14 protein-coding genes are annotated in these 23,786 nt (G+C 60.8%); all 14 read right to left on the reverse strand.

Translation table 11 applies throughout. The features are described from left to right. Nucleotides 1-37 precede the first annotated feature (37 nt). Nucleotides 38-1,399: a TldD/PmbA family protein gene (locus tag M0D66_RS33595; protein WP_200653224.1), complete on the reverse strand. Its 1,362-nt coding sequence runs from the start codon at nucleotides 1,397-1,399 to the stop codon at nucleotides 38-40. Continuing rightward, on the reverse strand, nucleotides 1,399-2,835 hold the full coding sequence (locus M0D66_RS33600; protein ID WP_200653225.1) for a TldD/PmbA family protein: 1,437 nt from the start codon (nucleotides 2,833-2,835) through the stop codon (nucleotides 1,399-1,401). Before M0D66_RS33600 ends, M0D66_RS33595 begins: the two co-directional genes overlap by 1 nt. Beyond that, the gene (locus M0D66_RS33605) at nucleotides 2,828-4,489 is read right to left on the reverse strand and encodes an ABC transporter ATP-binding protein (protein WP_200621583.1); all 1,662 of its coding nucleotides are present in this window, start codon (nucleotides 4,487-4,489) and stop codon (nucleotides 2,828-2,830) included. Before M0D66_RS33605 ends, M0D66_RS33600 begins: the two co-directional genes overlap by 8 nt. Next, nucleotides 4,486-5,601: an ABC transporter permease gene (locus M0D66_RS33610; RefSeq protein WP_093647174.1), complete on the reverse strand. Its 1,116-nt coding sequence runs from the start codon at nucleotides 5,599-5,601 to the stop codon at nucleotides 4,486-4,488. Before M0D66_RS33610 ends, M0D66_RS33605 begins: the two co-directional genes overlap by 4 nt. Further along, entirely contained in the window at nucleotides 5,555-6,607 is a 1,053-nt protein-coding gene (locus M0D66_RS33615; protein ID WP_093647172.1) for a microcin C ABC transporter permease YejB, read from the reverse strand. The genes M0D66_RS33610 and M0D66_RS33615 overlap by 47 nt, the downstream gene beginning before the upstream one ends. Before the next feature lie 8 nt (nucleotides 6,608-6,615). Beyond that, nucleotides 6,616-8,448, reverse strand: a complete 1,833-nt coding sequence (locus M0D66_RS33620) for an extracellular solute-binding protein (protein ID WP_234487897.1) — start codon at nucleotides 8,446-8,448, stop codon at nucleotides 6,616-6,618. Nucleotides 8,449-8,795: 347 nt separating this feature from the next. Beyond that, entirely contained in the window at nucleotides 8,796-11,537 is a 2,742-nt protein-coding gene (locus M0D66_RS33625) for a TonB-dependent receptor (protein ID WP_200653226.1), read from the reverse strand. Between the two features lie 382 nt (nucleotides 11,538-11,919). Continuing rightward, complete coding sequence (locus M0D66_RS33630; protein WP_054043150.1) at nucleotides 11,920-12,495, reverse strand: helix-turn-helix domain-containing protein; 576 nt, start codon at nucleotides 12,493-12,495, stop codon at nucleotides 11,920-11,922. A gap of 304 nt (nucleotides 12,496-12,799) precedes the next feature. Then, nucleotides 12,800-14,005, reverse strand: a complete 1,206-nt coding sequence (locus M0D66_RS33635) for a lipopolysaccharide assembly protein LapB (RefSeq protein WP_093647167.1) — start codon at nucleotides 14,003-14,005, stop codon at nucleotides 12,800-12,802. Between the two features lie 9 nt (nucleotides 14,006-14,014). Then, on the reverse strand, nucleotides 14,015-14,446 hold the full coding sequence (locus tag M0D66_RS33640; protein WP_093647165.1) for a biopolymer transporter ExbD: 432 nt from the start codon (nucleotides 14,444-14,446) through the stop codon (nucleotides 14,015-14,017). A 156-nt stretch (nucleotides 14,447-14,602) separates the two neighbouring features. Continuing rightward, nucleotides 14,603-15,025 carry a biopolymer transporter ExbD gene (locus M0D66_RS33645; protein ID WP_097391962.1) on the reverse strand — a complete coding sequence of 141 codons (423 nt, stop codon included), beginning with the start codon at nucleotides 15,023-15,025 and terminating at the stop codon, nucleotides 14,603-14,605. A 12-nt stretch (nucleotides 15,026-15,037) separates the two neighbouring features. Continuing rightward, nucleotides 15,038-15,949: a MotA/TolQ/ExbB proton channel family protein gene (locus tag M0D66_RS33650; RefSeq protein WP_093647161.1), complete on the reverse strand. Its 912-nt coding sequence runs from the start codon at nucleotides 15,947-15,949 to the stop codon at nucleotides 15,038-15,040. A gap of 76 nt (nucleotides 15,950-16,025) precedes the next feature. Next, the gene (locus M0D66_RS33655) at nucleotides 16,026-16,688 is read right to left on the reverse strand and encodes an energy transducer TonB (protein ID WP_200653232.1); all 663 of its coding nucleotides are present in this window, start codon (nucleotides 16,686-16,688) and stop codon (nucleotides 16,026-16,028) included. A 1,021-nt stretch (nucleotides 16,689-17,709) separates the two neighbouring features. Next, nucleotides 17,710-23,595, reverse strand: a complete 5,886-nt coding sequence (gene uvrA, locus M0D66_RS33660; RefSeq protein ID WP_200653228.1) for an excinuclease ABC subunit UvrA — start codon at nucleotides 23,593-23,595, stop codon at nucleotides 17,710-17,712. Between the last annotated feature and the right edge of the window lie 191 nt (nucleotides 23,596-23,786).

Raw genomic sequence — 23,786 nt, forward strand, 5'->3', positions numbered from 1 at the left:
AGAATTAGATTTTGTTCTTATCTCTTGATTCATAGGCTCATAACGTCAATTCGAATGACCTCGTCAGAATGCCGGGTAATTGCATGCCGCCGGTGGCGCGCTCACCCCATGTCGAATCGCTCAACAACAATTCCGCTTGCGCGCCGAGTTGTTCAAGTTCACTGCCGAGCACACGGTACAGGCTATCGTCGAATCGCATGGCTTCAAGCGGCGCGACGATCTGCCCGTTCTCGACCCAGAAGGTTGCGAAGCGCGTCATGCCGGTCAGGCGGCAATTCATCCGGTCCGAGAAATTCACGTACCAGAGATTGCCGATGTAGAGACCGGTATCGAGCTTGCCCAGCACATCCTCTTCCAGCAGATCGCCCGCTTCCATCGAGAGCGCCGCTGGCGACTCGTTCGCCAGCGCACCGTTGGGCGTCAAACCATATTCGCGCGCGCTACGCGCATTGGTCAGGCGTTCGGCACTGCGGCCGGCCTGGATCAGCGGGACGCTCTCGCGCAAATAGCCGTCGTCGTTGAAGCCGGGTGTGATGCCGAGGTTCAGATCTTCGCTGATCGTGACGCGCGGGTCGACTACGATTTCTCCCACATGCAGCTTGTACAACTCGCTGCGCGACGTGGCCTGGGCGCGTGCGGAAAAACCGCTCCATGCCGCCACGCCAAGCAGTTCCGCAAGAGCCGCGGGCGCCAGATATGAACGATAACGCCCCGGCGCCAAGGTGCGCGGTGTGCGCGCGAGCACCGAGAGACGCGTTGCGGCCTGCTCGACCTTGTGCGCGAAAACAGCGTCGCTCCAGTCGTCGCCCGCGTAAGTGGTTTTGATCGCGCGGCCACTCGGGTCGTATAGCGACCAGCTGAAATTGAAGTTGTCGACTTCGTACCAGCCGCGGCTGCCGTTCGTGGACGCAAAACCGCGCACAATCGTGCCGCCCGCGTAAAAGCCGACGAAATCCAGCCCTTGCGCGCATTCGGCAACGGTGCGCAACAGGCCGCCCGGCTCCGGCAGCTTGCCCGAACGCTGCGTGGCGCGCTGCCATTGCGAGGTGTCGAACAGCAGATGCGGATCGTCCGCCGCACCGCGCAGGCTTTCACGCAAGGTGGCGAGCGCCGCGCTCACATCGTCCAGATCCTGTTGCAGATCGCCGCAGACGGTCAGCGTCGAATAGGCCTGGCGCGCACCGTCGATCAAACGCAAAGTCAGCTTGCCTTGCGAGACACTGCCGATCTGCCGCACCTTGCCCGAGTTGAAGCGGATAAAGTCGGACTGCTCGCCGGCAAATGAACTCAGCGTGATTTCCGCACCTTGCTGCAGGCGTTCGATAGCATCGGCCAGCGACGTGAAATGCTGCTGCCAGTCGATCGAAGGACCGGTGCGCGAGGAGATGAATTGGCTCATCAAGCGCCTCCGAACACGTCGATATTGCTGAACACGCAAGCCGGCGAGGCGTGGCCCACGCGAATGATCTGTGCCGGTTCGCCCTTGCCGCACATGGACGTACCGTACACCTCGCGCGTTTCCGCGTTCCCCACCGCGCTCAGGCTGCGCCAGAAATTCGCCGAGATGCCGCGATAATTCGGCTGTTTGACAACCTGGGTGAGCTTGCCGTTTTCGATCAGTTGACCGAACTCGCAGCCGAACTGGAATTTGTTGCGATGGTCGTCGATCGACCAGGACGTGTTGGTGCGCATCAGAATGCCGTGCTCGATGTTGCCGATCATCTGCTCCAGAGAACTCTCGCCGGGCTCGATGTTCAGATTCGCCATCCGGTCGATCGGCGGCCGGTTCCAGTTCGACGCGCGTGAATTCGCCACGCCCGCCATATGCGCGCGTTGCTGCGAAAGTGCGCCGCCGAGCGGACGTTCGAGCACGCCGTCGCGGATCAGATACTGCTTTTTCGCTTCAGTGCCGTCGTCGTCGAATGCGTACGTGGCGGCTTCCTCGCGCAGTTCCGGGTCGAAGGTCACGTTCAGCAGTTCCGAACCGTAGCGATACGAGCCGAACATTTCTTTCTTGACGAAGCTCCAGCCGGCGAAGTTGCGCTCGTCGCCGAGAATGCGGTCGAGTTCGAGCGGATGGCCGATCGATTCGTGAATCTGCAGCATCATCTGATCGGGCATCAGCAGCAAATCGCGCTTGCCTGACGGGCAATTCGGCGCGGCCAGCAATTGCAGCGCTTCATTGGCGACACGCGCGCCCGAGCCGTCGAAGCCGAAGCGTGTCAGCACTTCCATGCCGCCCTGCCCCAGGGTGCCGTAGTTGCCGCCGAGGGTGCGCACCTGCGTATCGCCATCCGCGTGGGCAGCCACGCTCAATTGCGGCATCACGAACTGGAACTGCTGATCGATGCGCACGCCATCGCTGGTGATGTAGAGCTGATCGGTTAGCGTGATCTGCACGGCCGCGACACGCTCGACAATGCGTGCATCGAGATTCGCACCCGCGCACTCCACGCTCAAGCGGTCCAACCATTCGGTGCGGCCCGGCAACGCAAGCTGCGCGTTCGGCGACACATAGTGGCCGCTCATCGCAGGACGCACTACCTCGCGATGGTCGATCAGCGACAAGGCCGCACTCGCTTCGGCGCGAGCCGTGGCGAGATCCAGCGCTTCCTGCAGACCCGTTGCACTCAGATTCGCGGTAGCCGCATAGCCTGCACCCGCGCCCACCCATGCGATCAGCATCGCGCCACGATCGCGCACCGTGCGCATGGGTTGCGCAACGTCGTTGCGGATCTCGTGATCGTCGATCTGCTCGTCGACAATGCGCAGCGACCAGAACGCCGCGCGGCTCGTAAGCGACTGGGCCGCTTGCGCCCAACGTTCGTCAATCATTAACGGTTCCCGTAGGAGTGTTCGCTGCGCCCGCCGGCGACACGATCAGCGACGACGCGAGCAGCGACTGGGTATAAGGATGCGACGGCGCGTGCAACACATCGAGTGTGTCGCCGGCTTCGACGATGCGTCCTGACTTCATCACGATCACGCGATGCGCCATGGCTCGCATCACCGCCAGATCGTGCGTAATGAACAAATAGCTTAGCTTGTACTTTTTCTGCAGATTTGTCAGCAGATTCAGCACCTGTTTCTGGATGGATACATCGAGCGCACTGGTCGGCTCATCGAGCACCAGCAACTCAGGCTCGACCGCGAGCGCACGCGCAATCGCTATACGCTGGCGCTGGCCGCCGGAAAACTCATGCGGGTAGCGCAACATGGCGTCCGCGGGCATGCCCACTTCTTCCAGCAGGCTACCCACGCGTGCGCGCCGCGCCTTGGCGTCCATGTCGGGCTGATGCATGGTCAGGCCTTCGCCGATGATCTGCTCCACCGTCATACGTGGCGACAAGGAGCCGAACGGGTCCTGAAACACAACCTGCATGCGCGAATACAACTCGCGGCGGGAGCGCGCGGTTTTCAGCGAGGCAAGCGGCAAACCGTCGATATGGATATGGCCAGCGGCCGGTCGCTGCAGACCGAGCACGGTGGCCGCCAGCGTCGATTTTCCCGACCCCGATTCGCCGACGATGCCGAGCGTTTCACCGCGCCGCACGCTCAGGTCCACGTCGTGCACTGCGCGGAACGTGGAGCGGCCGAACATGGAGCGCCAGCCTTTCGCGGAGGTGCTGTAGTCGACGGCGAGCCCTTGCACTTCGAGCAAACGCCGCGCATCGGGCTCGACGGGCTCCACCGCACGTTGCGGCTCGCTGTCCAGCAGGCGCTTCGTGTAGGGATGCTGGGGGTTGGAGAACAACGCTTCAGTCGTATTGGTTTCGACCAGTACACCCTTTTCCATCACCGCGACGCGCTGCGCGAAACGCTTCACCAGATTCAGGTCATGCGTAATCAGCAGCACGGCCATGCCACGCTCGGCCGCTTCCTGTTCCTGCAACGCGATCAACAGATCGACGATCTGCTGACGCACGGTGACGTCGAGCGCGGTGGTCGGTTCGTCCGCAAGCAGCAGACGTGGCCGGCACGCCAGCGCCATGGCGATCATCGCGCGCTGCCGCTGGCCGCCGGACAGTTGATGCGGAAAACTGTCGATGCGCCGTTCCGGCTCGGGAATGCCCGTGCGCCTGAGCAACTCGATGCCGCGCTTGCGCGCCGCGTTCGGCCGCAAGCCTTCGTGCAGGCGCAAACTTTCGGCGATCTGCTTGCCGATCGTGAAGAGCGGATTGAGCGCCGTCATCGGCTCCTGAAACACCATCGCCACGTCGGCACCGCGCAGACCGCGCATTTGCTGCTCGGTCTTCTGCAGCAGATCTTCACCGTCGAGCAGCATGCGGCCGCTGAGATCAGCATGCTCGACAAGACGCAGAATCGACAATGCAGTGACGCTCTTGCCGGAGCCCGATTCGCCGACCAGGGCGACGCGCTCTCCGCGCGCGATCGAGAGGCTGAGTTCATGCACGGCGATCTTGTCGCCGAAACGTACGGAGAAGCGGTCGATTTCCAGCAACGGCCGGTTTGGTTTGACGTCGCTCATCGCGGGCCTCCGCCGAAGGCCGAACCGCGTTTGCGCGTATCGAGCGCATTGCGTAATGCGTCGCCCATGAAGGTCAACAGCAGGAGCGTGATCACCAGCGCGGCGAAAGCCGAAACCGAAATCCACCAGGCGTCGAGGTTGTTTTTGCCTTCCTGAAGCAGTTCGCCGAGGCTCGGCGTAGGCGGCGGCACACCCAACCCAAGGAAGTCGAGACTGGTCAGCGACAGAATCGCCGCGCTCATGCGAAACGGTAGAAAGGTAATCACCGGCGTCAGGCTATTCGGCAGCACATGGCGCCACATGATCTGCCAGTTCGAGAGACCCATGGTGCGTGCCGCCCTCACGTAGTCCAGTGAACGGTTGCGCAAAAACTCCGCGCGCACATAGTCTGAGAGCACGAGCCAGCCGAACATCGAGAGAAGAATAAAGAGCAGCCATAGCGTGGGCTCGAAGATCGACGCGAAGATGATCAGCAGGTACAGGTCAGGCATCGAACTCCATATCTCGATCAGACGCTGGCCGATCAGATCGGTGCGGCCGCCGTAGAAGCCCTGCACCGCGCCGGTCAATACGCCGATCAGAACGCCGGACACCGTGAGCGCGAGCGCCATCAACACCGAGAGCCGGAAACCGTACAGCAGCCGCGCAAGCACATCGCGGCCGTACTGATCCGTGCCGAGCCAGTTGCTTCGGGTGGGCGGCGCCGGATATGGATGGGCGGCGAAGTAGTCGATCGTGTCGTAATGGAAATGATTCGGCGGATAGATCGCGAAGTTGCCATTCGATTCGAGTCGCGAACGGATATACGGATCGAGATAATTCGCACGCGCCGGAAAATCGCCGCCGAAAATCTTCTCCGAATAGTCTTTGACGATAGGAAAGTAATAGTGCCCGTCATAGCGGACAATCAACGGACGATCGTTGGACAGCACCTCGCCGAACAGGCTGATGACGAACAGCGACACGAAGATCACGAGGCTCCAGTAACCGAGCCTCTGCCGCTTGAAGCGCAGCCACGTACGCCGCCAGGGAGACGGCGACGCCACGTGCGCCGCGCCGGACTGATCAGCGGTCCAGGCGGTTGAATTGGATGCGGGGGTCGACGAGGACATAGCAGACGTCAGCAATGAGTTTGGTTACGAGGGCGATCAGCGTGAACAGAAATAGCGAACCGAGCACGACCGGATAGTCACGGCGAATCACCGAGTCATACGAAAGTTGGCCCATGCCGTCGAGCGAGAACAGGGTTTCGATCAACAGATTGCCGTTCAGGAAGGCGCCGACGAAGGCTGCCGGCAAACCGGTCAGCAACGGAATCGCGGCATTGCGCAGCACGTGTTTCCACAGCACGTCGCGCTCCGGTGCTCCTTTAGCACGTGCAGTCAATACGTATTGACGTCCTATCTCCTCGAGGAAGGTGTTCTTGGTCAGGATCGTGACGATCGCGAAGTTGCCCACTACTGAAGCCGTGACCGGCAATACGATGTGCCACAAATAGTCGAGCAGCTTGCCGAAGGCACTGAGGTCGTTGAAGTTGTCCGAGGTAAGGCCACGCATCGGAAACACCTGCCAGAAGGTGCCGCCGCCGAACAGCATCAGCAACAGCACGCCCAGCACGAAGCCCGGAATCGCGTAACCGGCAAGCACCAGCACACTGGTCACGGTATCGAAGCGCGAGCCGTTGCGCACCGCTTTCGCAATGCCTAACGGCACCGATATCAGATACGTGAGCATCACCGTCCATAAGCCGAGCGTGATCGACACGGGTAGCTTCGATTTGATGACGTCCCACACGCTGTCATGCTGATAGTAGGACTGGCCGAGATCGAAGGTCGCATAGCGCTTGAGCATCAGGACATAGCGCTCGAGCGGCGGCTTGTCGAAGCCGAATTGCTTCTTGATCTGCTCCAACTGCTGCGGATCGACACCCTGGCTGCCGTGATAGCCGCCGCCACCCGACCCCGCCTCTCCGCCACGGCCAGCGCCGTGGCGGAGTTGCGTCATCACCTGTTCGACCGGCCCACCCGGTACGAACTGCGTGACGACAAAAGTCAGCGTGACTACGCCGAGCAGCGTCGGCACCATCAACAGCAATCGTCTGAGAATGTAGGCGAGCATGGTGTTCCTCAGTGGGCCGTGGCCGCGGTTGAACTCGCGGATCGCGCGGCCTGGAGTTTCTGTGTCGCTGGCGCGCCCGGCGCTTTCACGTACCAGTAGTCGATGACCCAGTCTTCGTACAGATAGGAGTTCGGCACGATCTTCGGAAAGCCGATAGTGGTCTTGTAGCCGATGCGCGCGCCCGGCGCGTAGTACTCGGGCACAAGATAAAACGAATAGATCAGCACGCGATCTAGCGCACGGGTCGCCGCTTCCAGATCGTCGAGATTGGTGGCGGTGAGCGCGGAGTGAATCAGCGAATCGACCGCCTTCGAGCGGATTCCCGTATAGTTTTCGGAGCCCACTTCGGACGCAGCTGCACTGCCGAAGCGGCGCGTCAGTTCGGCGCCTGGAATCGTGACCGGCGGATAGATGAAGGTAGTCATGTCGTACTCGAAATTATCCAGACGTTTCTCGTACAACGCGCTGTCGATTTCGCGCATGTGGGCCTGAATGCCGAGCGTGTCGAGCGCCTGCATATACGGCAGGATCAGACGATCCATGCCCGGCTGATCGTCCATGATCTCGATCGTCATCGGCGTACCGTTGGCGTCGCGCAATGCGCCGTCGCGATAGTGCCAACCAGCTTGCGCCAGCAGATCGCGCGCAACGCGCAAATTGCCGCGCAGGGAATTCGGCGGAATCGTGTCGGGTTGTTTGAGCATCGGGCCGAACACTTCAGGCGGCACGCTGCCACGCAATGGTTCGAGCAACGCCAGTTCCTTCTCGCCCGGCATGCCGGTCGCACCGAACGGACTGGCCTCGAAATAGCTGTTCGTACGCCGGTATTGACCGTAGAACATCATCCGGTTCATCCAGTCGTAGTCGAGTGCCAGCGTCAGGGCATGACGCACGCGCGGATCCTGAAACATCGGTTTGCGCATATTCATCAGCATGCCCTGCATCTGCGCGGGACCGTCGGCGAATTCGCCCTTCTTCAGCAGTCCGTTGTCGAAGTTCTTGCCGACATATTTGCGCGCCCACTGCGTCGCGCTGTATTCGACGATGACGTCCGCGTCGCCCGCCTTGAAGGCTTCGAGCTGCGTGTAATGGTCACGGTACAGGTTGAACGTAATGCGCTCGAAACGGAACATGCCACGTCGCGAAGGCAGATTCGCCGCCCAGTAGTCAGGGTTGCGACGATACGTGATCTGCTTGTCGTTTTTGCGGCTCTCGATCAGATAGGCGCCGCTACTGATCGGCGGCATGGAAGAGATCTGGTCGAATGGCAGACGCTTGCCATCGGGTTGCATCCCCCACTTCGGCGAGAAAATCGGCAGGTCGCCGGCAATCAATGGCGCATCGCGTTCGGCATGCTTGAAATCGAAGCGGATCGTGCTCTTGTCGATTACCGTCGCGCTTTTGATGATCGAGAACTGCGCGTTGAAAAGCGGCGAAGCCTGCGGACTCGTCAACGTGTCGTACGAATATTTGACGTCGGCGGCCGTAATCGGATCGCCGTTCGAAAAGCGTGCGGCGGGATTGATATGGAATGTCGCTGACGTCAGATCCGATGCGACTTCGACATCGTCGGCGATCAGCGGATATTCGGAGGCCAGTTCGTCCCAGCTACGCTGCATCAGCGTATCGAACATCAGATTCTGGATGTCGGGCGCGGGCGCGCCACGCACGAGGAACGGATTGAGCGAATCGTAAGTCTGCAGTTCGCTATAGTTTTCGAAACTGAGCGAGCCGCTCGCGGGCGCGTCGGGATTCGCGTAGTCGAAGTGCGTGAAATCGGCGGGATATTTCGGTTGGTCGTACTGTGAAATCGACGGTTTTGCCTGCGCCGCCGTCGGCATCGCTCCGCATACCGCTAGTAGGCCAGGCGCAGCGGCAATGACGAACGAGATGCTCGCGGCGCGGCGCACTGCGCCGAGCAAACATCCAATCGCGTCGTGCAGGCGCAACAGTCCGGAATTCATCATTCTTTTCATCAGCCCATACAGTGCGCACCGGCTCGTGACCTGCGCGCGATTCGTCCTGCGGCACGAGTACAACCTGTTGGCTTTACCGGTGCACGCTGGTCCATTGCGACGACAGGCAGACTGCGCCGCCTTACGATGAGTCGCCGCTTAAAGCACACCGCTCCGGTTCCTTGCACGAACGGAACCGGAGCGGTGCTTCCATCAGATCAACTACAGCGACCTCAGAACTTGTACGTTGCGCCGATTTGCGCGAAACGGCCAATGTAGGTATAGATCGACTGATCGTACCCGTTCTGATCCAACGTGCCATTTGCAAAGATCGGATCGTACGGCGGCGTGCGGTTGAAGATGTTGTCGATACCGCCGTAAATCGTCCAGTGCTTGAAGCCCGTGTACGTCATCATCAGGTTGAACTGGCTGTACGATCCCACCCTGCTCGACGCGGCCGGATTCAGATTCTGCGCGTACGGACCCGTGAACTGCCACGTCAATGCTGCGTCGAACTTGTGGTACGTCCAGTCCAGGGTGGTGTTGCCCTTCCAGCGCGGGAAGCTGCCGCCGAACGGTTGCGTGAGGGTGAAGTTATTACCCGCGCCGTTCACCGGTGCTCCGCCCAGGAAGCCGATCTTGAAGCTGTTCACATACGCCCAGTCAGTCGACAAGGTGAACGTACCGGCGGTCGTCGTCGGCAGCGCCTGACGGAACGTGCCTTCGAAGCCGTTCGTGTCGAGGTAGCCGAGGTTCTGATACGGAATGACCTTGTACAGCACGTCACCCGTTGTCGGATCGGTAACAACCTGCGAAGGCGAACCCTGGCCGATCACGTTGTCGACGCGAATCTTGTACCAGTCAAGGCCGACATCGGTCGTACGGGTCGGTGACAACTGGAAGCCGATGTTGAAGTTGCGCGTGTGCTCCGGCGCCAGGTTCGGATTACCCTCTGTGATCGAGGTGTAGTTCAGACCCGTGTTCGGATCAACCTGGATCCCGAGCGTTTGCGATTTGCTGTTTTCGACGAACGTCGGCGCGCGGAAACCGCGGTCATACGACGTGTACATCGTCAGCGCCTGAACCGGCTGATAGCGCAACGCAAAGCGCGGCGAGAACGCACCACCCACATCGCTGTAGTGGTCGTAACGACCTGACTGACTGAATGTCAGGTTGCGCACAATCGGAATGTCCACCTGGTAATACACGGCCGCCACATTGCGCTGACCGTTCACCGTCTGGAGATTCGGATTGATGACCTGGCCCGACAGGAATGCCGCACCCGGCGTGAGCACTTCGCTCTGGTGCGTGAACTGCGCACCGAACCCAAGACCTACGTCGCCCGCCGGCAGGTGGAACAACTCCGGCGTCGACAACGTCGCGTCAACCGTATCGAGCTTCGAGACACCCAGGTTGTCCGCATCCTGGTACAGCCCGTTGAACGCATTGGGCGTAGCCGACGGATTCGCGAAATTCAGCGTACCGTTCTGGTAAATGTTGGCCAGTGCGGCGGAGTTCAGCTGGTTCGTGTAGGTGTTCGCGACCGTGCTTTGCGAGTGGCTGACCGACGTCGCCCAATCCCATTCACCGTTCGGCAGGTTGAACGAACCCTTGACACCCGTCGATGCGCGCCAGTACGTGGCATCCGTCTTTTCCGCGACCGCGTTCGGGAAAGCATACGTGAGCGCTGTGCCGACCCCGAACGGATTGTACGGGTTGGTCGCCGGCACAACAGTGCTAAACGGGGTAAGCAGCTTCGTCTGCGGGTTCAACACCAGCGTGGGATTCTGCGGGTTGCCGACTACGTTGCCCCACAGACCATCGTTGGTGGTGGTCGTGTTTCTGCTGATCAGGAAGTCGCCGAATGCCGTGGTCGTATCGTTGATCTTGAAGTCAGCGTGAATCTTTGCATTGAGACGCTCGGTCATCGGCGCGATCGACGTGTCTTCTGCGGTATTGAATGCGCAGACCGTGCCCGCCTTGCCGGCAGTCAGCGAGTTGGTGGCTGCGGGGCGCACCGAACCGCCGGACGGACAGCCGCTCAACGCCTGCACACTGCCGTCGGGCATATTCCAGTACGACGGCGCGAGCAACGAAAGGCCGCCCGGTTGATTGGTGAAGTCCTGATTGCGCGTCGAGTCGCGGTCTGCGAGCGTGAAGCCGTTCGACTTGTAGTAGCTCGCAGCAGCCGTCACGTTGAAGCGATCAGAGTTGAGATCGCCGAAGCCGCCAAGCGCGCCGAACTTGGTCGTGCCGGCGCCGCCGCCGCCATTGATGGCGCTGCCGTAGCTCCCGTCGAGTTGCAAGCCCTGAAAGTCGTGCTTCGTGATGATGTTGACCACGCCTGCGATCGCATCCGAGCCGTATTGCGACACGGCGCCCGTCTTCACGATTTCGATGCGGTCGATGGAGTTCAACGGCAGCGTGTTCAGGTCGAAGAAGGAGTCGACGCTGTTCGAGAAGAACGCGAACGGCGCAACGCGCTGTCCATCCACCAGCACCAGCGTGTACTTTTCGCTGAGGCCGCGCAGGGCGATGCCCGCGGCGCCTGCGGCGAAGTTGCCGGACTGGCCTTCGCTCCAGCTATTCGCCGAGTTAGCCGAAGTGTCGCGCAGAAAATCAGAGACGGTCGTTGCACCGCTATTCTGAATGTCTTTCTGCGTAACCGTCTGAACCTGATTAAAGCCGACCTTGTCCGAGCTGCGAATCAGCGACCCGGTCACTTCGAATTTCTTCAGTTGCTGAACGCCTTTGCCAGCCGGCGTCGCGGTCGTGTTGTCCGCGGACGGTGTCGCGGCGGTGCCCGATGCCGGAGTTGCAGCCGCTGCCGGCGTGCTCTCCGTCGTCGCGCCTGCCGCGGTTCCGGTGGTGGCCGGCTGGCTTTGTGCAAACGCCGGTACGGCGATTACGGCCGACAATGCCAGTTCAGCCCAGATTATTCTTTTGATGGCCAACGCCAATGCCCTTTGTTTCATTTTCCCCTTCCCGCTCGTCAATTAAGGCCACAGCTGTGTGTGTGAAGAGAGGTCTTGTGAACCTCCCCACTCGATATACGGCGATCTTGCGCCGCGCTCCGTCAAAGCTGCCCCGTCCTTCCATTGCCCGGCAAACCGGTCAACAGCTCACCAGTTTGCAAATACAGACAGGAAGACGGGACACTTCAGATACTTCAATATCGGACTACTTATTTATTACAAACGAAATGCGCAGCGCTTTCTAATTGTTTTCACTTCTACTACTTCGGGCTCTGGCTATTGGGGCAACACGCTCCCAATCGGACTTATTCCCGATTCAACCTTAAGTAATGCTTACAAATACAGCTTGACCGCTTTCGACGAAAGCATGAAGCAAAGACATCTAGAACAATCTTGGCGTGCCCACCCAGACGACCACCGCTTCTTCGCGAGCAGTATTGCACCAGGCGTGCGGCACAGTGGACTCGTAGTGCGCGGTGTCACCGGCCTGCAATACGAACGTTGTACCTTCTAACGTGAGCGATATCTGACCGCTCATCACATACAAGAACTCTTCCCCTGCATGCGTCGTGACTTCCGACGGGTTCTGCCCAACCGGCATCCTGACGAGAATCACTTCCAGCTTGCTGCCAACCGACAGATTCGTCAGCCGTCCAAAAAGATTCGCGGTTCCGTCGAAGCCGAAGTACTTCAGCTCTTTGCCTCTTTGCACCGACCTGTCTTCAGTTGGTGTATCGACGAAGTACTGCACCGTTACACCTAAAGCCCGAGCAATACCAACTAGCGATGTAATCGACGGTGTTGCGTGACCTCGTTCCACCTGCGACAAAAAGGGCTTGGAAATTCCCGCCGTGGTTGCCACTTCATCCAGCGTGCGCTTGAGCCGTTGGCGAAGCGCGCGGATTTTGCTTCCTATAGAAACTGCGACCTGTGCCTTGTTATCGAGTGGCAAAACCATAGCAAGACAGAATCCCGTAGTCAAAATTAGTTTGATGAAACGAAACTATGTTTCGTTGATTGCAACATCCTCCCTAAGACATGCGCGATATGCCTGGTTAGTTGCCGCCGTAAGTGACTCCATCAAGGCGATCGCCGGGACACTTTCATACTCGCCGCAAACCGGGCGATGGTTGCGCACACAACCCCCCCCCGTCTATTCGCGACGGCATGTGTCCCATATGGCGAGAATGTGCCTCCCGGCTCGATGCACGGATACCTCGGAGGCACTTCGCAGGAAAAAACATATCGGGGCCAGGATGCCGCTACTTCGACGCCACCAGCACCCACAAACGGGCGAGGTCGGCTGAACCATCGGTACCCTTCACTGCGCGGAAGGTTTGCACTGCACGCGCTTTATCGCCCGCCATGTAGTACGCCTCGCCGAGATGCAGTTGTGCCTGGTCCGGATGATCGATTCCGCCCTTCGCGATCGCAGCGTCCATTGCCGTGAGACCTTGCTTGGCCTGCCCGGCGAAGACCTCGTTGAAGGCGACGTCGACCGGCGCGACGGGGTTTGCGGGATCGGCCGGCGCTTGCGCCCGCTTCGCGGCGAGTGCCTGCAGCCGCTTCTCGCGATCGGCCTGCGCATCGTGGCCCAGAACGCCTGACGCAAAGCCTTGATCGATAACCTGCTTGCCTTCGGCCGTGGTGCCGGCCACGATCGCGAGTTGCGTCATTTCCATGTAGTCGTCGGCCGTACTGAGCGAACCGGTCGCACGGCGCAGACGGAAGGTGTCGATATCCAGCGCGGACGAGTAGCCGGGCTTGCTGCGAATCGCGTTGAACAGATCATCCCAGTAAGACTGCTTCGGATGATAGGCAACCAGCTTTTCGAGCGTGCTGCGGTACGTCGCATCATCTTTCACGCGTTGCGCGCAGGTGCCGAGCAATTGCAGTTGCGACTCGTCGGGCGCATGACCGGCGCGCACTTGCGCATCGATGCCCGGTTTGAGCAGGCTCACAACACTGGCGCAATCGTTTGACAGGTAGTAAGACTGAACAAGCAACGTGCGCATGTCGGGATCGCTGCCGCCCGACTTCAGATAGCGTTGCGCGACCTTCGCAGATTGTGCGTAGTTTTTCTGCTGGAAGTAGATGCCTGCGAGCGCTGCGGTGGTGCGCTGCTCGTCAGCACCGGTCAGGCGTCCTGAACCCAGCAAGGTTTCATAGGCCTGCGCAGCCACACCGGATTCGCCGGCTGCCGCTGCCGCGGCGCCGCGCATCTCCTGAATCATGTAGCTTTCATAGGGCGTTTTTCCCGGCACGGCGTCGGCCTGATCGATCTTCGTCAACGCGTCCTTGTACTTGTGCGCGCGATACAGATCCTGCGCGGCGTTCAGCGGCTTCGCCACATCCGGCCGCAAAGTGTCGGCGGCATGAGACGTGACCGGCAGCACGACGAGCGCCGACAGCCCTCCGATAGCGGCCGCAATGACGGCGCGCTTGAACCGTTGATGGATCGTTAGCATTCCACTTCCCTATTGCATGTACTGCTCGTTGCCGATCAGGCCGATTTTCGTCGCGCCCAGTCGTTGCGCGGACGCCATCACCGCGGCGACATCCTTGTACGGCACCAATTTGTTAGGCCGCAGATGAATTTCCGCCTGAACCGGTTCGGCCGCCACCTGCGCGAGCCTGGACTCGAGCGCTGCGCGGTTCGGCACCGGTTGACCGTTCCAGGTCGTGGTGCCGTCGAAGTCGATATCGATCTGCACCACTTCCGGCTGCGTGATCGGCGGCGGCGGATTGCCGATCGGCAAATTCATCTTGATGGCATGCGTCTGGATCGGAATCGTGATGATCAACATGATCAGCAACACCAGCATCACGTCGATCAGCGGCGTGGTGTTGATATCGACCATCACATCCGGTTCGGAACTGCCACCGCCCGAAGATACGTTCATTCCCATGATCACCTCCTGTCGACCAGAGTTAGCGCTTTAGCGCTTACTCTGGTCCCATGCAACGCTGTCGATCGGACTTGGTGCTTTAGCACCTAGTCCGATCCCATGCAAAGCTGTCGACCAGAGTTGGCGCTTTAGCGCTTACTCTGGTCCCATGCAAAGCTAGCCCCCGCGCGCGGGCGGCTCAGTAATAAACGAAACCTTGGCGATACCGGCGCGCTCGCACGCGGTAATGACCCGGCCGATAAACTCATAACGCGCGCTCTGGTCGCCACGAACGTGCACTTCCGGTTGCGGCGTCATGACCGACACGGTTTTCAGCCGTGTCAGCAGCGTAGGCCCATCCACCTGCTTCTCGTTCCAGAAGAAATCGCCGTCGTGGTTGACCGCAATGACGATACTTTTGGGCGTGGTCTGCAGCGGCTGGATCGTCTCCTTCGGCAGTTGCACCGGCACCGTATGCGTCACCACCGGAATCGTGATCAGAAAGATGATCAGCAGAACCAGCATCACATCGACAAGCGGCGTGGTGTTGATACTGGAGATGACCTCGTCGTTATCATCCTGCCCAACGCTCATAGCCATGACAGACTCCGCTTATTGGACCAGCGATGCTTCACGAGCCGAAGCGCGTGCCGAGCGCCGGCTGCCGGCGAGCAGGACAGTGTGCAGTTGTGCGCCGAACGCACGAACACGCTCCATCACCGACTTGTTGCGGCGAACCAGGAAGTTGTAGCCAAGCACAGCTGGCACGGCCACGGCGAGACCGATCGCGGTCATGATCAGCGCTTCACCCACCGGGCCTGCGACCTTGTCGATCGAAGCCTGGCCGGCGATACCGATTGCCGTCAGCGCGTGATAAATCCCCCACACCGTACCGAACAGACCGACGAACGGCGCCGTCGAGCCAACCGTACCGAGGAAAGCCAGGCCGTCTTGCAGACGGTTCGACACGTTGGTGATCGCACGCTCGACCGACGTATCGATCCATGTGTTGCGGTCGACAGCCTCGAGCAGTGCTTCGTCGTGATGCTCGCCTGCCTCGATGGCCGTTTCGGCGATGAAGCGGAACGGCGATGCTTCGTCGAGCAGCTTCGTGCCTTCGACGAGCGACGGCGCGGTCCACAGCTGTTCGTCAGCGCTCTTCGCACGACGGTTCGCACGGAACTGCTCGAAGAACTTGGTGATCATGATGTACCAGCTACCCATCGACATGAGCACCAGCAGAATCAGCACGAAGCGTGCAACGAAGTCACCGTTCTTCCAGAGCGCGCCGAGACCGTACGGGTTATTGACGGTTTCAGACGTGGCCGGCGCCGGCGGCGGCGTTGCTTCGTCAGCTGCCGGGGCGGCTGTTTGCGGTGCGGCGGTGGTGGTGGCAGTGGCGGCAGCCGACGCGCTCGCGTCGCTCGCTTGCGCGTGGGCCATTTGCGGTGCCACAAAGGTATCCACCGTGGTTACGGCGAACAACATGGTTGCCGCCAATGCGGCGAGAGTACGCTTCTTCATGCCTGCTCCAAGTTCATTAGTACAACTTCTAAACCAAGACTGATAAATCGCTACCGGTACCGAACAGCCGTGGGTTTCAGTTCAGGTTAAACGAGAACGGAACTTGCACACGGACAGCCTGGCCTTGGGAAACGCACGTGAACTGCTTGACCGCGTTGAAGGCTGCGCGATCCAGTGAGGAATCGTCCGCCGACTTGGCAACACGCTCATTCGTAATATGGCCTTGCGGGTCGACTACAAATTCAATCAACACATCACCCGTCACGTTGTTCTCCTGCGCTTCCTTCGGGTAGCGAATCGACGAACGAACCTGATCCGAGTTCGGACACACAACCCCTACTTCAGCGCTCACGGGCTTGCTCGGCGCAGGAGGCGCCGGCGGTGCGGGCGCGACGGCGGGTGCTGATACGACCGGTGCGGCCTGGTGCGTGATGGTCGGCTGGGGCGGTGCTTGCACCTGCACTTCCGGCGGCGGCACGAACGGCGGCGGCGGCGGTGCGAATTTCGGCGGCGGCAATTGCACGGTAGGCAAAGGCGGTGGCGGAGGCGGCTTCACCGGCTCGATGATCTTGGTTTCGATTGGATGCTGGATGACCTGCACGACCTTGGTGGCAAGGCCATTGATGAGTGCATAAATCAGCACGATGTGCAGGAGCAAAACAACTGCGATACCGCCGAAGCGGCGTACTGGGTTTTGCTGCTTGCGCCCAAACTCACGCGGGCGTCCTGGCCTCTCCATACGGGCCGTTGCTGCCGGAAATTGCCCTTCGACTTTCGTACCCACCTTTACTCCTCCGGCGTGAACCGTCCATTTCTGTAACTGCAGTGCGCTTACATACGGCAAACAACGTTCACTTCAGACAATCGCATCCATTGCCCAGGTCTTTGATTTGTAGTCCAAAATTTATGCTGTGAGGCCCAACCCAGCTGCAATGGCACGGGCATGGCTGTGAGACGCCGCGACGGTATTTCAGAGCAATCGAACGTTCATCTAAGTAGAAGTACTAATAGATTAATTTCGACTCGCTCATTTCCGTCTGGCATGAATATGCTGAAGACAATTTGATCGAAGCGCGCTGCAGCTCCCGAACTTTTTGCGCGTTTGTCACCTGCATTTCATGGGAGGCAACAATAGCAGGACAAAAAATGCGGGGTCAAACTTTTTTTGATGGGAGCATACTAAGTTTAGAGAGAACACTCTAACTAATGCCGTATTCGCGTCGCTTTAAAAGAATAAGCGTGCGTCGAACAGATGCAAGCGAGTCATGCGCGGCTCGCTAATTGGGATGACGCCGCTATTACAGGCTTCCGTGACACGCCATGAACTGCTGACGGGCCGCTGGTGATACGTAGCGCAAAGGCCTGCTGGGTGGGCGTTGCGCGAGGATGTGCGGCAACCTCAACGAATCCCGAACAGGTCATCCAATGTACGTTTCAAGCGCCGACCAGAGGCCTGCGTTAAGGCCGGGAAGATAGCAGAAGAAAAACACCGTTTCCAAATTTTTTTTAGCGGTATTTACGACACTCTAAATACACATTTCAATTACGCCATTTATATAATTACAAAATCATTCCAAAAATTACATATCGCCGACGATAACGATAATGCCCGACTCGGGCATACCCGGCGTATCGACAATACGCGTTCATGGGCCGCCAGTGGCCAGTTGGTTTACGCGTGAGCCGCTATGTATGTGCGGCTCTCCAGACCGGGCGAGCAAACCGGAGCGGCGCAAAACCGATTGCGCCGCTCCGCTGCCTTAACCGTTGGTTCCCTCGCTCACGACGACTGCGGTATCGTTCCGCGTACGCGCGAGCACGGGACGCAAGGCCGCACCGGTGTGACTTGCGGCAACACGGGACAATCCTTCGGGATCCGTAGCAGCGACAATCGTGCCGCCACCCACACCACCTTCCGGACCAAGATCAATGATCCAATCCGCCTCGGCAATCACGTCGAGATCGTGTTCAATGACAACGACGCTATGACCACCATCCGCGAGACGATGTAGCACGCGAATCAGCTTCGCGACGTCGGCCATATGCAAGCCGACAGTCGGTTCGTCCAGCACGTACAGCGTGTGCGGTGGCTTCTGACCACGACGCGTGATGTCGTCACGCACCTTGCTTAGCTCGGTGACGAGCTTGATACGCTGCGCTTCGCCGCCCGACAATGTTGGGGACGGTTGGCCGAGCGTCAAATAACCGAGCCCGACATCCTTCATCAATTGCAATGGATGCGCGATATTCGAGATCGGCGCAAAGAACTCGACGGCTTCGTCGATTTCCATGGTCAGCACGTCGCCGATATTCTTGCCGCGCCACGTCACTGCCAGCGTCTCGGGGTTGAAGCGCTGCCCGTGACAGACGTCGCACGGAACCTTCACGTCGGGCAGAAAACTCATGCCGATGGTGCGCACGCCCTGCCCTTCGCAAGCAGGGCAACGTCCTTCGCCGGTGTTGAACGAGAAACGCGATGCCGTATAGCCACGCGCACGCGCTTCGAGCGTGCCGGCGAACAGCTTACGGATCGCATCCCACACGCCGATGTAGGTCGCCGGACACGAGCGCGGCGTTTTGCCGATCGGCGTCTGATCGACTTCGAGCACACGGTCGATGGTTTCCCAGCCGGTGATCGCATCGCACCCTTGCCAGGTATGCGTGACGTTCAGCGGCGCACGCGGCGCCGTGCGCGCCAACACGCTCGAGCGCCGGTTCGCCGCCGGCTGGGTCTCGGCCGCCGCGCGCGCACGCCGCGTAGCCGGCGACGACAGCACCGAGCGCCCCACCGCATCCAGCAGATTGGCCATCAGCACGTCGCGCGCGAGCGTCGATTTGCCCGAACCGCTCACGCCCGTCACCGCTACCAACCGTGAAAGCGGAATGCCGACGGTGACGTTCTGCAAGTTGTGCAGCTTGCCGCCGTGCACCGTCAGCCAATTCTCCGGCACCGCGGCGATGCGCTTGGTCGGCGCGACCACCTCGCGGCGCGGCTGCAGCGGATGCACGATCGGATTGGCGAGGAACTGTCCGGTCAGCGAATCGGGTTGCGCCGACAGATCGGCCACGCTGCCCTGTGCGACCAGCGTGCCGCCGCGCTTGCCCGCACCCGGCCCAATATCGATGATGTGATCGGCACGCCGAATCGTGTCCTCGTCATGCTCGACCACCACCAGCGTATTGCCCTTTTCGCCCAGCTTGCGCAAGGCGTTAAGCAGAATCTGGTTGTCGCGCGGATGCAGGCCGATGGTCGGTTCGTCGAGCACATAGCACACGCCTTGCAGGTTGCTGCCCAGTTGCGCGGCGAGCCGGATGCGCTGCGCCTCGCCGCCCGACAGGCTCGGCGCCGCGCGATCGAGACTCAGATAACCGAGCCCAACTTCTTCCAGAAACTGCAGGCGGCTGCCGATTTCGCTGACCACGTCGCGCGCGATTTCCGCGTCCCGACCGCTCATCTCCAGCGTGTCGATCCACGCACGCGTATCGGACACCGTCCATTGCGCGACGTCGACGATGGCCTGCTCGCCGAACGTGACTGCGCGCGCAGTTGGGTTCAGACGCGTGCCGGCGCAATCCGCACACGGCTCGTCGACGAGACCTTCCGGTTCCTGCTCCTCAGAAGGCAAGCTCTGCTCGCGGCCGCGGTTGTCGTCGACGATCACCGTGTCGTCGTACGCCGCGCGTTGTTCACGCGTCAGCGCGAGGCCCGTGCCGACGCATGTCGTGCACCAACCATGCTTACTGTTGTACGAGAACATGCGCGGATCAAGCTCGGGATAGCTCGTGCCGCATACCGGACAGGCGCGCTTGGTGGACAGTACCTTCACCGTGCCAAGTTTCGCCGTGGGACGGCCGCCGCTGATCGCGTCGTGCAAACCGTCGAGCGGCGCCAGCAGATGCATGACGCCCTTGCCGATTTCCAGCGTCTGATCGAGCGCCTGGCGCAGTTCCACTTCCTTATCCGGCGACACGACGAGGTCGGTTACCGGCAACTCGATGGTGTGCTCGCGGAAACGATCCAGCTTCGGCCACGGGTCCACCGGCACGAACTCACCGTCCACACGCAGATGCGTATTGCCGCGCGCTTTCGCCCACTTGGCGAGATCGGTGTAGACACCCTTGCGGTTCACGACCAGCGGCGCGAGGAAACCGACGTGCTGCCCTTTGTGATCGCGCAGCAATTGCGCCGCAATCGATTCGACGCTTTGCGACGTGACGGGCGTGCCGTCGTGGATGCAATGCTGCAGACCGAGCTTCACATACAGCAGGCGCAGGAAGTGCCACACTTCGGACGTGGTCGCCACGGTACTCTTGCGACCGCCGCGCGACAAACGCTGCTCGATCGCGACGGTGGGCGGAATGCCGTACACCGCGTCGACCTCGGGCCGACCGGCAGGCTGCACGATGGACCGTGCGTACGCGTTGAGCGATTCGAGGTAACGGCGCTGCCCTTCGTGGAACAGAATGTCGAAGGCAAGCGTGGACTTGCCCGACCCGGAGACACCGGTAATCACGTTGAATTTGCCGTGCGGAATATCCACATCCAGCGATTTCAGGTTGTGCTCGCGCGCATTGGCGATGCGCACCACGTCCTCGCCTTCAATCGCCCGCCGCGCACGCGCCGCGCTCAACGCTTTTTGCAGCGGCACACCCTGCGATTCCGGTTCGGCCGCCGCATCCATGGCACGGTCGTATTGCAGCAATGCCTCACCGGTATGCGATTCCGGACAAAGCTTGACGTCCTCCGGCGTGCCCGCGCACAGCACCCTGCCGCCGCCGTCTCCGCCTTCGGGACCGAGATCGATCAACCAGTCGGCCGCACGGATCACGTCGAGATTGTGTTCGATCACGATCAGCGAATGGCCGCTCGTCAACAGCTTGCCGAACGCCTGCATCAGTTTGGCGATGTCGTCGAAATGCAGGCCGGTGGTCGGCTCGTCGAACATGAACAGGCGTTTAGCGACCGGCTGCTTCGCGCTGCGCGCGGTGCGCGCCTGCGCCGATTCCGCGAGGAAGCCGGCGAGCTTGAGCCGCTGCGCTTCACCACCGGATAGCGTGGGCACCGGCTGGCCAAGCTTGACGTATTCGAGACCCACGTCGACGATTGGCTGCAGCACACGCAATACTTCGGCATCCTTGGCGAAGTAAGCGGTGGCTTCGCTCACCGTCAGCTCCAGAACGTCGGCAATGCTCAACGCACGCGCCGGCTCACCGCGCTCGATTTTGACTTCGAGCAGCTCCGCGCGATAGCGGCGCCCGTCGCAATCCGGGCAGCGCAGGTAGACGTCGCTCAGGAACTGCATTTCGATGTGCTCGAAGCCCGAGCCGCCGCAGGTCGGGCAGCGCCCGTCGCCGGAGTTAAAGCTGAACATGCCGGGGCCATAACCGCGTTGCTGAGCGAGCGGCGCCTTGGCGAAGAGCTTGCGGATTTCGTCGAAAGCACCCACGTAACTGGCCGGATTCGAGCGCGCGGTCTTGCCGATCGGCGACTGGTCGACAAATACGACGTCCGTGACCTGGTCGGCGCCGCTAAGGCTCCTGAATGAGCCCGGCGATTCGGTGGCGAGACCGAAGTGACGTGCCATCGCGGGATACAAAACATCCTGCAGCAAGGTGGACTTGCCGGAGCCCGACACACCTGTCACGCAGACAAGCCGCTGCAGCGGAATCTCGACCGTGACGTCGCGCAGATTGTGTTCGGTTGCGCCTTCGAGCACGATGCGCGGCGTGCTGTCATCGACCGGACGTTGCGACCAGTGCGCCGCGTCCGCTACATGCCGGCGTCCGCCGAGGTACTCACCTGTCAGCGTGCCGGATGAGCGAATCGCGTCAGGCGCACCGTCGTATATGATCGAGCCGCCGCGTTCGCCTGGCCCCGGACCCATGTCGATCAGACGATCCGCCGCGAGCATCACCGAGGGATCGTGTTCGACCACCACCAGCGTATTGCCCGCGTCGCGCAGCCGATGCATCGCCTCGACGATCCGGTTCAGATCGCGCGGATGCAGGCCGATGCTCGGCTCGTCGAGCACGAACAAGGTTTTGGTCAACGATGTGCCGAGCGCCGTGGTCAGGTTGATCCGCTGCACCTCGCCGCCCGACAGCGTGCGGCTTTGCCGGTCGAGCGTCAGATAGCCGAGGCCGACGTCGCACAGGTATTTGAGGCGCGTGCGCACTTCCGCGAGCAACAGCTTGAGTGCGTCGTCGAGCAAAGCGCTAGGCAGGCTGATCTCGTCGAAGAAACGCCTGATGCGCTCTATCGGCATCAGCATCAGATCGTGCACGGTCAGACCCGGCAAGGCTCCGAGTTGGGCACGCTTCCAATCGACCCCACGCGGCATGAAGCGCTTTTCGGGCGCCAGCACCTCGTCTGCATTCTGCTTGCTGCCGAGGCGCCACAACAGCGATTCCGTTTTCAGACGCGCGCCGCCACAGGTCTCGCACGGCGTATAGCTGCGGTACTTCGACAGCAACACGCGGATGTGCATCTTGTACGCCTTCGATTCGAGATATTCGAAGAAGCGTTTGACGCCGTACCAATGGCTCTGCCACTTGCCATTCCAGTCCGGCGAGCCGTTGATGACCCAGTCGCGTTCGGCGTCCGTCAGCTCGCCCCACGGCGTGCCGCGACGGATATCGGCTTTCGCCGCGTAGCGCATCAGGTCGTCCTGGCATTCTTTCCAGGCCGGCGTTTGCATCGGCTTGATCGCGCCGTCGCGCAGCGTCTTGCGCGCGTCGGGAATCACCAGACCGAGGTCGACGCCGATCACGCGGCCGAAACCGCGGCAGACTTCGCACGCACCGTACGCCGAGTTGAACGAGAACAGTGCCGGTTGCGGATCCGCATAGCGCAGGTCGCTCTCCGGGCTGTGCAGGCCAGTGGAGAAGCGCCAGATTTGCGGCTCGGCCTCTTTGGCTTCCGGCGCCTCTGGCGCTGCAGGCAGCACGTAAATATTGACGCGGCCACCGCCGCGCTTGAGCGATGCCTCGATCGCTTCGACCACCCGTTGCTTGTCGACCGAGCTCAAACGGAAGCGGTCGGCCACCACGTCGAGCAGCTTGCGCTTGCCAGTGGGCGAATCGACTTCGCGCTGCGCCTGCACGCGCGTGTAGCCGCTCGCGGAGAGCCATTGCTCCACTTCCTGCTCGGACGCTGTTTCCGGTAACTCAACCGGAAACGTGACGACCAGCCGCGAATCATTCGCCGCAGTGCGCTCGAGCAGTTCGGCGTAGATCGTTTCTGGCGTGTCGTGGCGCACCTGCTGCGCGGTCTTGCGGTCGAACAGTTCGGCCGCGCGCGCGTAAAGCAGCTTCAGGTGGTCGTTGAGCTCCGTCATGGTGCCGACGGTGGAGCGCGAACTGCGCACCGGGTTGGTCTGGTCGATCGCGATGGCGGGCGGTACGCCGTCGACCCGGTCGACTTGCGGCCGGTCCATACGGTCGAGAAACTGCCGGGCGTAGGCGCTGAAGGTTTCGACGTAGCGCCGCTGCCCTTCCGCGTACAACGTGTCGAACACGAGGCTGGATTTGCCGGAACCGGACGGCCCGGTGACGACCGTCATTTCGCCGGTTCGCACGTCGAGATCGACGTTTTTCAGGTTGTGCTGGCGCGCGCCGCGAATGCGGATAATTCCGTTAGATGCCAATTTTTCCGACCGTCTGAATGAGTGGACCACCTCTCACGGACGCCTCGCGACCGCGCAAGTTCGGGATACCCGGCTGGCGGAACGACACGCCAAAGGCCGGGTTATAGGGGGATACTATACTGTATATTTATACAGTTTTCCATGACACGGCATGGCTGCAAGCTCGCAGCGCCTCGGGTCTGGAAAGGCGA

The organism is Paraburkholderia sp. SECH2 (genome assembly GCF_030464795.1).
Lineage (GTDB): Bacteria > Pseudomonadota > Gammaproteobacteria > Burkholderiales > Burkholderiaceae > Paraburkholderia > Paraburkholderia aspalathi.

Coding starts and splice junctions, on each gene's coding strand:
- M0D66_RS33630 (WP_054043150.1), bottom strand. CDS start 12,495: ATGGTTTTGCCACTCGATAACAAGGCACAGGTCGCAGTTTCTATAGGA.
- M0D66_RS33615 (WP_093647172.1), bottom strand. CDS start 6,607: ATGCTCGCCTACATTCTCAGACGATTGCTGTTGATGGTGCCGACGCTG.
- M0D66_RS33595 (WP_200653224.1), bottom strand. CDS start 1,399: ATGAGCCAATTCATCTCCTCGCGCACCGGTCCTTCGATCGACTGGCAG.
- M0D66_RS33650 (WP_093647161.1), bottom strand. CDS start 15,949: ATGAAGAAGCGTACTCTCGCCGCATTGGCGGCAACCATGTTGTTCGCC.
- M0D66_RS33620 (WP_234487897.1), bottom strand. CDS start 8,448: ATGCCGACGGCGGCGCAGGCAAAACCGTCGATTTCACAGTACGACCAA.
- M0D66_RS33645 (WP_097391962.1), bottom strand. CDS start 15,025: ATGGCTATGAGCGTTGGGCAGGATGATAACGACGAGGTCATCTCCAGT.
- M0D66_RS33640 (WP_093647165.1), bottom strand. CDS start 14,446: ATGGGAATGAACGTATCTTCGGGCGGTGGCAGTTCCGAACCGGATGTG.
- M0D66_RS33625 (WP_200653226.1), bottom strand. CDS start 11,537: ATGAAACAAAGGGCATTGGCGTTGGCCATCAAAAGAATAATCTGGGCT.
- M0D66_RS33605 (WP_200621583.1), bottom strand. CDS start 4,489: ATGAGCGACGTCAAACCAAACCGGCCGTTGCTGGAAATCGACCGCTTC.
- M0D66_RS33600 (WP_200653225.1), bottom strand. CDS start 2,835: ATGATTGACGAACGTTGGGCGCAAGCGGCCCAGTCGCTTACGAGCCGC.
- M0D66_RS33655 (WP_200653232.1), bottom strand. CDS start 16,688: ATGGAGAGGCCAGGACGCCCGCGTGAGTTTGGGCGCAAGCAGCAAAAC.
- M0D66_RS33610 (WP_093647174.1), bottom strand. CDS start 5,601: ATGTCCTCGTCGACCCCCGCATCCAATTCAACCGCCTGGACCGCTGAT.
- M0D66_RS33635 (WP_093647167.1), bottom strand. CDS start 14,005: ATGCTAACGATCCATCAACGGTTCAAGCGCGCCGTCATTGCGGCCGCT.